The organism is Ruegeria sp. AD2(2025) (assembly GCF_056542385.1).
In genome coordinates, this window is the sequence record NZ_JBQFZS010000001.1 from 934,159 (window position 1) to 948,119 (window position 13,961).

Annotated in this window: 14 protein-coding genes; 7 read left to right on the plus strand and 7 right to left on the minus strand. The window is 50.3% G+C overall.

The window, feature by feature from the left end; translation table 11 throughout:
* Positions 1–239 precede the first annotated feature (239 nt).
* Positions 240–809, plus strand: a complete 570-nt coding sequence (mepK, locus tag ACR1XV_RS04645) for a peptidoglycan L,D-endopeptidase MepK (protein ID WP_480529176.1) — start codon at positions 240–242, stop codon at positions 807–809.
* Positions 810–1,236: 427 nt separating this feature from the next.
* Here mepK and ACR1XV_RS04650 read toward each other — a convergent pair whose 3' ends face one another.
* The 3 genes from ACR1XV_RS04650 to ACR1XV_RS04660 all read right to left on the minus strand — a co-directional run bounded on the left by ACR1XV_RS04650 (position 1,237) and on the right by ACR1XV_RS04660 (position 3,368).
* Positions 1,237–2,127, minus strand: a complete 891-nt coding sequence (locus tag ACR1XV_RS04650; RefSeq protein ID WP_480529177.1) for a TIR domain-containing protein — start codon at positions 2,125–2,127, stop codon at positions 1,237–1,239.
* A gap of 253 nt (positions 2,128–2,380) precedes the next feature.
* A complete protein-coding gene (locus ACR1XV_RS04655; RefSeq protein WP_480529178.1) occupies positions 2,381–2,800 on the minus strand; it encodes a hypothetical protein in 420 nt (139 codons plus the stop codon).
* Positions 2,793–3,368: a recombinase family protein gene (locus ACR1XV_RS04660; protein ID WP_480529179.1), complete on the minus strand. Its 576-nt coding sequence runs from the start codon at positions 3,366–3,368 to the stop codon at positions 2,793–2,795. Before ACR1XV_RS04660 ends, ACR1XV_RS04655 begins: the two co-directional genes overlap by 8 nt.
* A gap of 248 nt (positions 3,369–3,616) precedes the next feature.
* Here ACR1XV_RS04660 and ACR1XV_RS04665 point away from each other — a divergent pair, with 248 nt between their 5' ends.
* From ACR1XV_RS04665 to ACR1XV_RS04675, 3 genes are all read left to right on the plus strand, one after another.
* On the plus strand, positions 3,617–4,486 hold the full coding sequence (locus ACR1XV_RS04665; protein ID WP_480529180.1) for a hypothetical protein: 870 nt from the start codon (positions 3,617–3,619) through the stop codon (positions 4,484–4,486).
* Positions 4,487–5,059: 573 nt separating this feature from the next.
* Positions 5,060–5,428, plus strand: coding sequence for a hypothetical protein (locus ACR1XV_RS04670; RefSeq protein ID WP_480529182.1), 369 nt, complete (start codon positions 5,060–5,062; stop codon positions 5,426–5,428).
* An 83-nt stretch (positions 5,429–5,511) separates the two neighbouring features.
* Positions 5,512–7,998, plus strand: coding sequence for an alpha/beta fold hydrolase (locus tag ACR1XV_RS04675; protein WP_480529183.1), 2,487 nt, complete (start codon positions 5,512–5,514; stop codon positions 7,996–7,998).
* Positions 7,999–8,217: 219 nt separating this feature from the next.
* On the opposite strand, the gene ACR1XV_RS04680 is transcribed toward ACR1XV_RS04675, so the two are convergent.
* Together ACR1XV_RS04680 and ACR1XV_RS04685 are read right to left on the minus strand one after the other, a co-directional pair.
* On the minus strand, positions 8,218–9,492 hold the full coding sequence (locus ACR1XV_RS04680) for a hypothetical protein (RefSeq protein WP_480529184.1): 1,275 nt from the start codon (positions 9,490–9,492) through the stop codon (positions 8,218–8,220).
* Between the two features lie 32 nt (positions 9,493–9,524).
* Positions 9,525–10,925 carry a DUF6538 domain-containing protein gene (locus tag ACR1XV_RS04685; protein ID WP_480529185.1) on the minus strand — a complete coding sequence of 467 codons (1,401 nt, stop codon included), beginning with the start codon at positions 10,923–10,925 and terminating at the stop codon, positions 9,525–9,527.
* Between the two features lie 237 nt (positions 10,926–11,162).
* On the opposite strand from ACR1XV_RS04685, the gene ACR1XV_RS04690 reads away from it, so the two are divergent.
* From ACR1XV_RS04690 to ACR1XV_RS04700, 3 genes are read left to right on the plus strand one after another with little or no spacing between them, the layout of a single operon-like run.
* Positions 11,163–11,570: a hypothetical protein gene (locus tag ACR1XV_RS04690; protein WP_480529186.1), complete on the plus strand. Its 408-nt coding sequence runs from the start codon at positions 11,163–11,165 to the stop codon at positions 11,568–11,570.
* Complete coding sequence (locus ACR1XV_RS04695) at positions 11,567–12,943, plus strand: relaxase/mobilization nuclease domain-containing protein (protein WP_480529187.1); 1,377 nt, start codon at positions 11,567–11,569, stop codon at positions 12,941–12,943. Before ACR1XV_RS04690 ends, ACR1XV_RS04695 begins: the two co-directional genes overlap by 4 nt.
* A 23-nt stretch (positions 12,944–12,966) precedes the next feature.
* A complete protein-coding gene (locus ACR1XV_RS04700; RefSeq protein WP_480529189.1) occupies positions 12,967–13,194 on the plus strand; it encodes a hypothetical protein in 228 nt (75 codons plus the stop codon).
* 38 nt (positions 13,195–13,232) lie between these two features.
* Here ACR1XV_RS04700 and ACR1XV_RS04705 read toward each other — a convergent pair whose 3' ends face one another.
* A complete protein-coding gene (locus ACR1XV_RS04705) occupies positions 13,233–13,682 on the minus strand; it encodes a hypothetical protein (protein ID WP_480529190.1) in 450 nt (149 codons plus the stop codon).
* A complete protein-coding gene (locus ACR1XV_RS04710; RefSeq protein WP_480529191.1) occupies positions 13,679–13,915 on the minus strand; it encodes a hypothetical protein in 237 nt (78 codons plus the stop codon). Before ACR1XV_RS04710 ends, ACR1XV_RS04705 begins: the two co-directional genes overlap by 4 nt.
* Positions 13,916–13,961 lie beyond the last annotated feature (46 nt).

Genomic DNA, 13,961 nt, shown 5'->3' on the forward strand with positions numbered 1-13,961 from the left:
ATCTTTCTGTCCGTGGTGCGTGTTTGCATCGGCGGCGGCCTAACTGCACCAAATGCAAGCATACTTGCATCAGTTGCGCAAAAAACTGCCGAAATTTCCCCCTTGTTTTGGCTGCGACCAAAGAATTCTTGGCTGTTGATTCCGACTGTGCCATAAAACCGGCATCTGGGATGGGAAAAAATTAATACGGCGCGCGTAACATCGTGTGCAGGCAGGAACAGTACGGGACGAGACAGAAAATGACCAAGAGCAGTGCATCGGGCATGACCCGGCGTGCCCTATTGGGCGCATTCGCAGCAACGACCGTCGTTGCAGCACCGACTTATTCCAACGCAGCAGGGTTTCTTCGCGGTGGCGGTGATATTCGCCGCATTCGCATGTATTCAGGCCGCACGGGCGAGCGTATCGACATGGTGTACTGGGTCGATGGCAAATACATCAAAGATGCTGTCAAGGAAGTGAACTACTTCATGCGCGATTGGCGCAATGATCAGGTCAAAACCATGGACCTGCGCACCATCGACATCATGGCCGCCTCGCACAACATGCTGGATGTCAGTGAACCTTATATGCTGCTTTCGGGCTATCGCTCGCCCAAGACAAACGCGATGCTGCGGTCCAGATCGCGTGGGGTCGCCAAGAATTCCCTGCATATGAAGGGTCAGGCTGCCGACCTGCGTCTGTCATCCCGCTCGGTCTCGCAGATGGCCAAGGCCGCGATGTCCTGCCGCGCTGGGGGTGTCGGGCAGTATTACCGGTCGAACTTCGTTCACATGGACTGCGGAGACATCCGCACCTGGCGCGGCTAAGTAATACCCTTTTCGTTCTGTTGAGTTTATTAACCCCCTCAGGCCTCTGACGGGGGTTTTGTTTTGTCTCGATTGAACGTGTTCGGGTGTGGGGAAATGGCGCACCTGAGAGGATTTTCTACCAATTTTCATTTCGTATTTCTATTATTTTACAGATACTTACGTCAACGCAAAAATCACATGTGTCACTCTTTGTGTCCCCATCATGAGCTTTCAAACCGGTGAAACACCAGTCTATGTCTAAATTATGCAAATGAAGGGCTTCAAAGCCAATCATCCGCCTTTTAACACTGGAATGTATTCAAATAGACGGCATGGGTCAGTGTTGCTTGTCCACAAGGTCTTCAAGTGAGTTTTGAACCTTTGACCCTGCCGTACGGCGGTCTAAAGCTAGGGCTCAGGAAACATGATTGAGTTAATGAACAAGCTAACTCCTCATAACTTGGTTCCAGTCAATCTCGTAGTCTGCGGCCTCAAGTTCTTTAGCCAATGCCTGCTTCCATGCGCCATTCGCATCGAGCTCTGTCCAAACCACACCCAGTATGTCCGAAGGCAACTCAAGGTCACCACACTTTAGCGCGGCGACCCGGTCACGCCCAAGACGGCCAATAAAGTAGCCCAATTCCAGAATGACATTTTGTCTTGTTCGAAAGATAGTTCCACCATTTTGGTCGGGTAGCTGATCATCTGGACTCATCAAGACTACAGCGAAACCTACGTCGGCATTGACTTCAAATTTCTCGATTATTGTTCGCCCAAGATTGGGTTGTTCATGCAATACGATTGGCTCAAAGCCGCATTTCTCTAGGAAGCGGGCGACCGTTTCTCGTGCTGCAACGTCGTGTCCGTGTACGATGAATATCTTTCGGGAATCGCCGAGATTATGCTGATTTGGAGCCTCAGATGACGAATCTGGAAAACCTACTTCAAGACCTACTTCGTCTACCTGTTCCTCCAATGAAGCGATGGCAGACTCCAAAAGCGTAATAGACTGCGTTCTTTGGGAAGCCAGTTTTTCGACAATTTCACGCAGCGGTGTTGGGTGGCCAATTCGTACAGGCCAACTGAAGATTGCCGCTCTCTGATAACGTTTATACTCAACTGTGTCGGCTCCGAAGGTCCTTACCAACGCGTCATCTATGGAAGCGCTCAAGCGATTTTTTTCATTCGTAGCATCGGCAGTCGATTCAAGAGTTTCAGGCTGAAAACTCCTCAACATTTCGACGCGTTTCATCAACCGAGGAATTGCCAACTCCATTTGTTCAATGGATAGATCAGCATTTTGACGCAGGGGCTGAGTTCGGGTTCTCCTCGCCAAGTGAATTTCCTTTCTATTGTACTGACTTCGGCGCGACATTGTTGATCCCACACCGAATAGTCAATGCATCAAGTCGACTTCGAAGAGACCTGCAATTCTGGTGCAATTTCATAAACCGCGCCACAGCGATGAACCCGCGCTTAAACCAAGAGTGACTTACATCATCACTGAACCCGGAAAACCCTCCAGTCTCCACTTGTTACTAATGTCTCCTATATGCGGCGCGTCGAATGACCACCCTCCATTGGTGTAACTAGTGGTCTGAAAGTGGACTTTGTGCATTTGAAACTGGCGACGTTTGTACTCCGCCAAAATACGTTCGATCAGGATCGACGAACATTTCACCATGCCCGATAACTGTTGCAATACCGAAACTACGCCCGATTGGTACAGTCTTTAGCTGATCTGCCGCAGCTGCGCTAATTGGAACAATTTTTCCGGGTCTCTGAAGAACAGAAATCGCCCAATCTCTCAAAGGGCCATTGGAAGATGGGTCATCCCTTGGATTGTCCGCCAAAATGCCGACTGCGATCTGTGTCATTTGTGTTGCCGTTGCACGAGTATTCGACTGTGCATTCAAAACAGCTACTGTCACCCCCACCACCACAGGGATCAGCACCGCACCAGTGATTTTGCCAATAACTTCCGCCTTGTCCCAGTGATCTTTATCCATCTGCTGAAATGTCCTCTTGGTCACTTATGATCCGATAGACCGACGCCCTTCCTATTCCGAGGCGATGGGCGATTTCCGAGGGACCGATCCCCTCTGAACGCAGTTTCAAAACGTCATCTGTCTTTGCCCGTGCCGTTGGCTTGCGTCCTTTGTATTTACCTTTGGCCTTGGCCTTAGCGATACCTTCCCTCTGACGCTCCAACATGATCCCACGCTCGAACTCAGCAATGCCACCAAGAACGGTCAGCATCAGCCTGCCTGTTGGCGTTGAGGTATCAATACCGAGGTTCACGATCTTCAGTGCCGCACCTTTTCCTTCAAGTTCATTCAGGATGGACAGCAGATGGGTAACTGAACGGGCCAAGCGATCAAGTTTGGTGACAACCAGTGTATCCCCTTCCCGTATGAACTCTAGGGCCTGACCAAGCTGTTCTCGGGCAGTTACATCGACTGAAGAGACTTGCTCTTTAAAAACTTTTTCACAACCTTGGGCTGCTAGTTCTTCAAGTTGGGTTTCGAACCCTGCTTTCTGATCCAAAGTCGATGTTCTTGCATAGCCAATCAGCATGTCTCGCCTTTCTCACTAGAGTTAAGGACGTAGTGATACGAGCGTCTCAAAATGTCAATATCAATTCTATTGGCACATTGTTTCGAACCAGCTTGATTGCACCACATGGGCAAGCCCTATTGAGACCTGATCAAAAACCAGAGGAGTGGTGCACGAATTTACGTAAGCAGAGCCTTGTGCTGTCATGCTTGGTGTGTCTATGAAAATCATTGAGATTGATCAGATTCTTCCGCACTTAAGGTCTAGATTTGAATAATTTTTTGACACATTGGCTTGTTCGACCGATCGAAGTCTTTCACTACAAACTCGGCACGGCGACAAACTGGTCCGCTTTGTCGAACATTGGGAACTCCAAAGTTGCACGGCTGACTATTCTGATGCCGGTTATTGGCTACTTAATCATCTTCAATTCAGAGCTATCAAGTTTCTTTGAGACAAGCATACCGACGCGCCTAGAAGAAGACACCTCGGACTATTGGTCATACTTGTATTCAAGAAACCTGTATTTTCTGTATTTTGGTCTACTGATTTTTGGTCTGGGAGTTGCTCTTTACAGCGTTGTCGTGCCTAGACAGATTCGAAAGTACCCATCTGTGGAAGACTACATCTTGTCTATGGAAAGTATAGGCACACGTAACTTAGTCATTGGAAGTTTCGACAATATCATCGGAATGTATTTCGATAACCTAAAAGGCGAAGAACGGTCTTCTATGTTTTCAGGAGCCAACACAGGCTTTCCCGGAAATGTAAGCGGCGATCTGCATAGGTTGATAGAAGAAATGTTCTTAGAGATTGAGCAAGACGGGGCTGGCATAGATGCTTCAGACGCGGGAGTTGAACGCCTTGGTTCACGTTTCTGGACCGGAAGCGGATACCTTTTAACCGAAGAGGTGATTGAAGTAATGTACTCTGGTCGTAGAGTAGACCGGGCGTTACTACTTGCTATGTATGCTGAAGTGGCAAAACGGGCCAAAGACGTTTTTTACATTGAACACAAAGGGCTCGAATACTCGGCACCAAAGTCTCGGTTTTTTGTTTTCAGTTTCTACATTGTAGGGATGATATTGACTGCCCTACCCTCGTTATTCACGTCAATTACGATACTTGAGCATTGGTAGATTGTTGCATCACCGCTGCTAACATCAACGTTGGTTGTGTATGTTACACTACACCCAAACAGCCTCATGGGCTGCATTCTAAAGTCTTTTTAGATTCTTTTGTCTGGCAGAATAGGGGGCGGGGGTTTCTAGAACTGACTTCAAAAAAACTGGGGGTTTACTGTTGTTATTATTATTGTTCTTTTTTCCGGCCGGTCATGACCTGAAGCTGCATCGGCCACAGAGCTGTCGTTCGCCGCGTTCGTAACACTGGTCATATCAGAAGGCGGGAATGCGCAGAAATCAGACTTTGCAATTCTCTGAAAACGGCCCATCCGCCACCTAAACAGAAAGAAACGGCGCTCGGTGATGTCGTAGTTGCCGGGATGGTACTAGCTTTCCAACTCTCTGACCGGCTTTACAAAAATGCCGCGTACTCATGAGCCTATGGCTGTATTTGAAGACCCAAAGTGCGCCAGCTATGTAATGCAGGCTCACAAACCTCCGCTACGAACTAAATTGTTGCTTCGATTACATAGAAATCTATGCTGGTTCGGCGATCTTGCTTTTGGGGGAATTTAGATGTGTTTGAGAGTGATTGTTGCAGCAACCGTTTTTTCGGTGTCAGGAATTATTTCCACGGTTCCAACTACGTTGCTGGCCGGGGGTTGGCAAACTGAACCAGGAGACACGCGCTTTTCACAAACTGAGTTGATTGAACTCGTTGCAGGTAAGACAATATCTTATGAAGGTGGCGGCAAGTCTGTCCTTGGAATTGATGATAGCTATGAGTTTCATGTTGGCGGCAAAGTCTATCCGTATACCTACCAAATCACTGACGATAGCGAGATTTGCATTGTGTCGGCAGATTACGGAGCGCGTTGCGATCTGATCGTGAAGAATGGTAATCAGATCGTTTCAATTAATGACAAAGGCGAACGTTATCCAGCCTCTATCGAGTGAGCACTGTGCAGTCTGCTTTTAAAGGTTTCTGGCGGGTCGCAAGGAGACTCGGCCTTGTATCGGTTGCGTCGCTGATTAGCTTGATGGCGACCGACACTTCCTACGCAAAGTCAGACGAATTCGTCGCCTGCGTCCAGCATTCGCTGTCGCAGCTGGGATTTGATCCAGGCCCGGTCGATGGACTTCTTGGCTCCGCGACACGCGGGGCTCTTTCGGAGTATCAATCCAGTTTCCTGGGTGAAGGCAACCATGCGGCTTTGAGCGTCGATACGGCTCTTTCAGAGTGTATCAATCTCTCGGTCAATGGCGTTACCGCACACCGCATTGCTGTTGATAATGGTATCGAACTCGAAGGTTTCTTGCATCGCCCCTTAGGGAATGGCCGCGCGTTTCCAGCCGCTATCATTCTTCATGGCTGGGGTGGAAGCGCACGCGAGGTGAACTATACCGCTCGACTATTCACTGCCAGCGGCATCGCAGCCTTAACCATTTCATTGCGGGGTTGGGGGCAGTCAGATGGCGTTGATGACTGTGGCCTAGAGCAATCAGATGACATTGTGGCTGTGTTGGATTGGCTGGCCGAACATCCCGAAATTGACGCTAATCGTATTGGCATGCTCGGATATTCTCAGGGTGGCCAAGTGGCGTTGCTTTCTGCTGCAAAGTCAGAACGACCTCGGTACGTTGTATCTTTCTTTCCGCCCATTGAGCTTGAGTCCTGGGCCGCGCAGACCACAAACAGCGGCATTCCAGAATACGTTCGAAGTGTATGTTCGCCTGAGATAACTGCACGTTCGCCAATTGGTGTCGCTTCAAGCATTTCTGCCCCTGTGTTGTTAGTACACGGTACGAAGGACTCCAGGGTGCCAGTAACCCAAAGCTTGCAGATGGCCGAAGCGTTGAAGGCAACGAACGGCTCAGTCGAGATGAAGCTGGTTCCCGGTCAACCGCATCTGTTTTCCAAAGATGCATGGGAGGACATCTTCCCTGATGTACTGGAGTTTGCGAGGGAGAAATCAATCACCATTCAGAACGGCGTTGGCGACACCGATGCCAATACGAGCTATCATCTGGTACAAAAAATCGACACGCTTTTGGATATTCCTGCGTTGAGCATTTCGACCGACGAAGAATCGTCGATATCGCTGATTTCACCTTCATGCAGTTCTTGTTTTTCTCACTTCTTTGATGTGCTAAGAAACCCGGCTTCGACCAAGGCTGAAAACGAGCATATACTTTTGTTTTTTGCACAAAACGACGCTGATCTTGAGATTGTGAGCAACTTGATGTGCGACAGATCGAAAACTGCTTCAATCACAGTTGAGTACTTTAGTCGCGCATCGCTCCGATCTCATTTCATCGGTCATTCATCGGAGACTGATTTCGCTTCAGGATTGTTACATCTGTCTGCCGAAATAGCGGGTGAGCACGGTGTAACCCACGAACGCCTTTCGAGATGTGTTTCCAACACCGAACTCGCTGAGCGGCTTGTGGCAGCCTCTTCGCTGGTGTCACGGGGATTTAAAGTTAGGGAAGGTGATCCAATTGGAAGAGAGCGATCTTCCTTAAGCGTAGCTATGCCTTGGTTGAGAGGCGGTGCTGGGGTCGGCCCTAACAATACTCAGAGTTTGATGGCACAGCTTACTGCCATACGGTCCAGGCTATTGGAAATGCAAGCCGCCGTTCAGAGAATATCGGTTCAACAGCAACATATTGTGGAAACTACGACAAATTCTGATTCAGCAAGAGTAAGACCGCCCCAAAGCAATTCTTCGCTTCCAATACGGGTTTCTCAGGAAGAGCCAACTTCGTCTCTCTCAGAGGTTCGGCGGCAATTAGCAAATGAAATTCTAAGCGATTACCAACACAACCTGGGAGCTATCCGAAACATTGCGACACATGCAGACTATGCAATGCTCGCGTGGCTCGCCTACGATAGTTCTGCACAGGAAGGTGCTTCGCTCCCTAGAGGTTGGCGACAATTGAGAAGGTGGGACGAGGATTTCGTTGGCTTCGGTGACCTTGGTGCGAAACTTTTTGTCGGTCCCAACGGCGAGCACGTACTTTCATTTCGAGGAACGGATCAGTGGCAAGACTGGATTACGGACAATCTTAGTAGCGTTGCTCAATTTCCGACACCTATGTTGGAGCGTGTTCGAGAACTCGCATATCTAGTTTCCAATCAATACGACGACGTGACATTTGTCGGTCATTCATTGGGCGGTAGGCTCGCTAATATTGCCCACTCAGCTACCGGCCGGGATGCGGTTGTGTTCGACGCTGCATTTCGATCTGTTTCTGATTTGACAGTCGGAGCACTTTTCGGCGAGCGCGGCGGTGAAGTCTTGTCTTTCAGCAGTCCTGGCGATCCGCTCTCATCATTGACACCGTTTGATGACCAACTGGTCATGAACTACCCAGAATTTACGGAGAGAGGTGTCATTGGTCAGATTGCCATTGGCGAGTTTGATGATCGCGCGTTGTTTGATCACAACCCTGGCACTCTGGCCCTTGCCATGCGGGACGTTAAAACCCGCCTTGAGTGGATAGAGCAGGTGGTTGGCGAGTGACTATTGATACGCCTCAAGTGAACTATTCAGCTTAGATATTCCACAATAATGAGGCTCGTCATACGGTCAAACATGTTTCACTGGTCGGCCTCAAAGAGAAGGAAATCCTTAGCGTTCATAGTAATGCATAAGTTAGGTCATTAGGTATCACTTAGGGCACTAACTCGTATTGCATGGGTGATAACCCCAATAGTCTAGACAGCTTCCCTTGCTAGCCCTTTATCGCTCAACCTTGAATGTTGGCCTTATGCCTATGTGGCTACAGAACACGTCACCAAAGATGCTCATTGCAGTATCAGTATCCCCCACCCGGACAATAATGCAGTCATGAACCGGAAGCGCTGGAATACCGAATTGCCGCTTCAGAGTAAGAAGGGTCTCATTCATGATTGCAGAGTCAATGGCCTGAAGCCGCAGTGTATTCAGCCCTCTAGCCTCCAATTCATTCAAAAATGGGAATCTATCCAGAACCTTTTTGACTAGCGGACCCTTGAGGCGTCCCACCCTGCCCTTTCCGACAATTTCAATGATAAGCTGTTTTACTTCTTCCCTGTCTTCCCCGTCGATCTGATACAGGTCCACTCCGACCTCATAGTAGAGGCCGAACAGCCCGTGCAGTATGGTCAGTTGGCAAGATTTGATGTCAATTTCCACCGTTGCTTCGCCACCGATCTGAATGCTTTTCCGATCATCTGATTTCCAGTTAATGTACGAGGAACCCGGCCCGTAAAACCTTCCGCCGAAATCCCATTGGTAACCTTCCGTGGTTCCTTCGTTGAACACGCGGTACAGTACCGGAGGCATTCCAAAGCTGTATCGCCATTCACTAAGAAAGTTGTTGATTTCAATCACGTCCGCTTCAATCGCGGCGTAGGTTGCCGACTTCTCGTATTTGGTAAGTACCTTGCCTCGGGTTAAACCTCTAATGTTTGCGGCTTTTAGAACAACCGGATCGCTTGGAGACTGCTCACTTCTGAAGTGTTGTGAGACAGATTGCGGAGTGATGCCGTAGCCCTCAAGCTGCTTCAGTAGTAAAGGCGTTGCCCTTAATCTTGTCGCAGGGCGCTTGTGCTTTGAGGTCGGACGATAAATCTCACCATCGAAGTCGTCAGTGCCTTGGAACCCATTCACGACATCCAACAGCCCCATTTGAGGCCAATCAGATTTCAGCTTCTCATAATGCCTGCTAGAAGCCAGCGTTTCCTTTAGTTTGGTTTTGTCGCTTCCGCGATAACAGTAGCCACTCGACTCGGTATTCAGGGTTGCTTCCAGCAAATCCCCGAGCAATGCCCCGATTGTAGCCTTCAAAGTCATGGCGGTTTCTGCTCTTAGCCCCCTACGCCTTGTACTCTGCGCCTTTTGAAAGGCTACCGTTTGGTCAAACAGAGCATCTACTGCGGTATCTGCTTCAGCGGTATATGGAAACGTCATCAAAGTAGCCATTTTAGCTGCCCTTAATTCTTCGGGGGTAAATTCTGGCTTGGTAGTTTCCATGACCTCGGAGTGCCCACTTGTATTATTGGTCGCTATTCGACCGAGTTAGCTGGAATTTCTGTGACTAGGGGCGGCATTTCCTTTCCAGATTCAGCCTCTGTTCGCAGCACCTTAAGCATAGCTTCGTGCAGAACGGACTGATGATGCCCTAGTCCGTAGTCTTCTCCGACACCACCCATCTTCCAGCCGCCAATACGGTAAGCGACATCGGGCGGGCAATAAGAATTTCTGAGGCGGTCTCGCATGGAATGCCTCAAACTATGGAGACTTTGCTTTCGGCCCCTAAGATTCTGGTTTGTCAGCCACTTATTCAGGCTATTTGAAGTTGTCTTGCTGTCATAGCTTCCGCCTCTAGCCACGGTCGGGAACAGATATTCACTATCTGATGAAGCTTCATAGGCCCGTTTCACTGCCCACAGCGAAATCCCCACCAATGGCACAGTGCGTACTGAATTCGGGTTCTTAATTCGGCGCAAGCTGCTGAAATTGATGTGGATGTATGGCACGTCTCCATCAAGAAATACTTCGTCCCGGTGAAGTCCGGCCACTTCGGACAAACGCGCACCAGTATTGCTGAGGGCGGCAATCACCCAGCGGAATTCATCATCAACTTCCATACACCGCTGCTGAATAGCCCATAGTTCCTCAAGCGAAAAAGGAAGCTTCTTAGGTTCAAAATCATCGTCATCCGTTTCAGGGATTGTGATCATTGACAACGGGTTCTTCATATCAATTTCTAGGTCATTAATGGCTGTAGAAAAAATGGGCCTGACCTGAGCGAGATAGCGTTTGATTGTTGCAGGCTTAACTGTCTCATGCAGTTCTTCAACGAAGGCGTTGCCGTGTTCCTTGCGGTACTGGCTTATTGGCAAATCCCCGTTGATCTCCATGAACTTAGCGACCGCCAAGTCGAATTGTTTATCGTCTTTCTTTTTTGGCTTAAAATACAAATGTTTATCCTTAACTTCTGAGAAGTAAGGTGTAGTTAAATCTTGAAGTTCAGCAGGGTCAGCATGGAATAGTTCTGCGGCTTTTTTTAAGTCAGGCCGAAGCCGTTCTGGAATAATCCCGTGACGCGATTGTCCGTCTTGGTCACGAGACTCTTGCAGAAGTTCATCGACAAATGCGTCTGGTTCAAGGTCATGCTTTGCGTATTCGGCGGCCTGCCCCGGCTTCAGATCGTATTTCCGAAGAATAGCCATCCCCTGTTCACGTAACGCTATCTCATCGGGGTCACTGGACCTTAAAAGGCTCCATTCCCTGTTCAGCCTTATGGTTGTCTGCTGAGCCTTCCTACCGGCCTCTGCCGGGTCTTTGGTTTTAAGCGACTCGATGCAGTAGGGTTTTCCGCCATAATACGACTGCACGTCTGCTGGGATTCTGCGGCGATAGAAGGCGGTGCCGTTACGCCATTGCACATGTTGAATCGTCATTCTTATACAGCCAAATCTGAACCAGTTCTTCGACATGTGTCACCTAATGTGTCACCAATCGGAGCGCAATAACCAAGTAAGGCATTGTTAGCACGTACTTTTTTTTGGACTGTATGGCGCGCTCTGTAGGAGAATGTTCGAACTCTCTGTTCGACGTTCTTGAAGAGTGGGAGCGCCATCTCCGCGCAATTGAAAACTCCAACACCGTAACTCAGGACAACGATCCGGGGTGCGGTGATGAGCATTTCGGAACGTGATTTCAATGCGGTAGCAGCCGCCTCCCCCAAGAAACGGGATGCCCCCTTCTCGCTGCGTCTTAGCTTCGAGGAAAAGACCGCGCTCAAAAACATGGCAGCGGGCGAGCCTCTTGGCGCGTATATCAAGGCTGTGCTCTTCGATGAGGCGCGAACTGGTGTGCGCCGCAGCAAAACACCTGCCCGCGATGGACAAGCTGTTGGCCGTGCCTTGGGTGAGCTTGGAAAAAGCCGCCTTTCGCAGAACCTGAACCAGCTTGCCAAGGCGGTGAACATGGGCGCTCTGCCCGTCACCCCCGAAACCGAAGCCGAGATTCAAGATGCCTGCCGCGCTGTTAAAGACATGCGCGATGCGTTGATGGATGCCCTCAAGGATGGAGGCGTGCCATGATCCTCAAAGCCAAAGAACGCGGCAATGCACGTCAACTCGCAAGCTATCTGCTTTCGATGCGCGATAATGAGCATGTCGAGCTTCACGATATGCGTGGTTTCGTTAGCGATGATCTGAACGAGGCCTTCGAAGAGCTGGATGCCATTGCAGGTCAAACCAAGTGCAAAAAACACCTATTCTCCATGAGTCTGAATCCGCCCGAAGGCGCACAAGTCAGCCGCGAAGATTTCGAGCGGGCTATCGGTCAAATCGAGCGTAAGCTCGAACTGGACGATCACGCCCGTGCCCTGGTTTTCCATGAGAAGGACGGACGGCGACACGCACACGCCGTCTGGAGCCGCATCGACACCGATGAGATGCGAGCGAAGAACATGAGTTTCTACAAGCAGAAGCTTATGGACGTATCGCGCGATCTATACCTTGAACATGGCTGGGACATGCCGAAAGGCATGATCGACCGTTCCATGCGCGATCCGCTGAACTACTCGCGGAGCGAATGGCAGCAGGCGCAGCGCTCCAAGCAAGACCCGAAGCTGATCAAGGCCGCCATTCAGGAGTGCTGGAAGAACTCTGACGGCACCGATGCTCTGAAGGCTGCTCTCGAAGAAAAAGGCTTCTTTCTTGCAAAAGGTGATCGGCGCGGTGTTGTCGCAGTCGATGTGCGCGGCGAAACATTCTCGCTGTCACGCTGGTCTGGCGTCAAGGCGAAGGATGTTCGTGAGCGCATCCCCGATGCCGATTTTCTGCCATCCGTGCAAAAGACAAAGACGCATATCGCCAGCCGCATGACCGATAAGCTCAAGACCTACATTCGGGAGGTCGATGACGGCTACAAACGCGCCTCGCCTGCTATTGAGCATAAGCGCCAGCAAATGAAGGCCCGTCACGGTGAAGAACGCAACGCTGAGTATTCACGTATTTCCGAGCGAGAAAAGCGCGAACAACTGACGCGTGCGGCACGTCTGCCGAAAGGATTCAGCGGCATTTGGAGCCGCATCACGGGCAAGTTTTCCAAGATCAAGGATCAGAACGAAATGGAGGCGCTGCGTTCATGGCAGCGTGACCGCGCCGAGAAAGATGCACTTGTGGCGCGTCAGCTTGATGAGCGCCAGCGCCTGCAAGACGCTGTTCGAAAGATGCGCGAGACCCGCGCTCAGGAAATCATGCAAATCCGCAAGGAGATTGCGGCCTACGTCGCCATGAAGCGAGGCGATATCCCGAGCCTCGCAAAACGCAACCAGAGCGAAGAGCAAGCCAAGACGAAGATGCGCGAGCGCCAGCGTCTTGGATCAGATCGTCAGCGCCAGCGACAACGCGAACGGCAGCGCGAACGCACCCGAGGGCGCGGCGATGATCGAGGCCGAGAGATTTAACCCAAACGATAAGGAGGTCGCCAATGCGACAAGAACTACGACAAACCTTCATGCTGAACTTAGATGAGAAACACGCTCATCTTCTCAATGATCTGCGCGAGCATTTCAGGTTGAAGGCGGAAGACACCCTCCGCCTCACAATCAGGCTGGCTCATGCACGCTTGAAAAAACCCGATGTACTTGTGCCGAAATTCAAGCCATCGGCGTACCGCGATGATTGGTATGATGATGATGACAACGGACCAGTCTAGATCAAAGAAAGCGCCGCATGATTCAGCGGCGTTTTCTCCTAGAGCGCGTCGAATAGATCGGCTTGTTTGAGCATTTCACTATCCTTCTTCGGCAGAAAGAGTGCTTTCGGGCCGACAAGAACGCAGTCCTGCTTGCCATGACGAACACGCATGCCGTGATAAAAGCCCTCGGTTTTAATACGTTGTTCGTACGGCAGCATTGCGACTTCGCTATACGTTGTAGGCTCGCCGTCAAAGAAGCGCTCCTGCACGAGATGATAGGCTTCGGCAGATTTGCCGTTGCTCTGATAGTGAGTTCCTGTGCAGACCCAGAGGCCATTATTCCAAGAAAAGGGTTTCCTGATCTTTCCTTGGGCGATTTTGTCGGCACTGTAGGACGCCGCGATATCGCCTTCTCCGATCTGTCGGTTTCGCGTATGGCACCATGTTCCAGAAGCAAGGCGTGAAGGATCGACGCGGTACTCCTTAGGGTCGATGGGGGCGCTCATGAACGCCCCGCGTCGTTTGATGTCTCGAGGGCATCTTCCAGTGGCAGACGAAGGACGATGCGGCCATTGATCGGGCAGGTCTCTAACTGGAGCGTGTAGCCTCGTTCGTCTTTGTGCTGCCAAGCGGCTCCGACTTTGTTCCAGTAGGATTTTTCGCCCTTCTGCGTGACGTGCCACGCCAGATAGTCGGGCGCGTTTAAGTTCATGTTTTGGATCGTGTTTTCGCGTGCCATGTTTTTCTCCTTTGCTTCTAAGTTGGCTTGCTAACGCCCTTCCTAT

What these genes read in the sequence shown, in the direction of transcription:
- mepK (WP_480529176.1), top strand. Translation starts at nt 240, where the DNA reads ATGACCAAGAGCAGTGCATCGGGCATGACCCGGCGTGCCCTATTGGGC.
- ACR1XV_RS04655 (WP_480529178.1), bottom strand. Translation starts at nt 2,800, where the DNA reads ATGGATAAAGATCACTGGGACAAGGCGGAAGTTATTGGCAAAATCACT.
- ACR1XV_RS04660 (WP_480529179.1), bottom strand. Translation starts at nt 3,368, where the DNA reads ATGCTGATTGGCTATGCAAGAACATCGACTTTGGATCAGAAAGCAGGG.
- ACR1XV_RS04675 (WP_480529183.1), top strand. Translation starts at nt 5,512, where the DNA reads ATGGCGACCGACACTTCCTACGCAAAGTCAGACGAATTCGTCGCCTGC.
- ACR1XV_RS04680 (WP_480529184.1), bottom strand. Translation starts at nt 9,492, where the DNA reads ATGGAAACTACCAAGCCAGAATTTACCCCCGAAGAATTAAGGGCAGCT.
- ACR1XV_RS04685 (WP_480529185.1), bottom strand. Translation starts at nt 10,925, where the DNA reads ATGACGATTCAACATGTGCAATGGCGTAACGGCACCGCCTTCTATCGC.
- ACR1XV_RS04690 (WP_480529186.1), top strand. Translation starts at nt 11,163, where the DNA reads ATGAGCATTTCGGAACGTGATTTCAATGCGGTAGCAGCCGCCTCCCCC.
- ACR1XV_RS04695 (WP_480529187.1), top strand. Translation starts at nt 11,567, where the DNA reads ATGATCCTCAAAGCCAAAGAACGCGGCAATGCACGTCAACTCGCAAGC.
- ACR1XV_RS04700 (WP_480529189.1), top strand. Translation starts at nt 12,967, where the DNA reads ATGCGACAAGAACTACGACAAACCTTCATGCTGAACTTAGATGAGAAA.
- ACR1XV_RS04705 (WP_480529190.1), bottom strand. Translation starts at nt 13,682, where the DNA reads ATGAGCGCCCCCATCGACCCTAAGGAGTACCGCGTCGATCCTTCACGC.
- ACR1XV_RS04710 (WP_480529191.1), bottom strand. Translation starts at nt 13,915, where the DNA reads ATGGCACGCGAAAACACGATCCAAAACATGAACTTAAACGCGCCCGAC.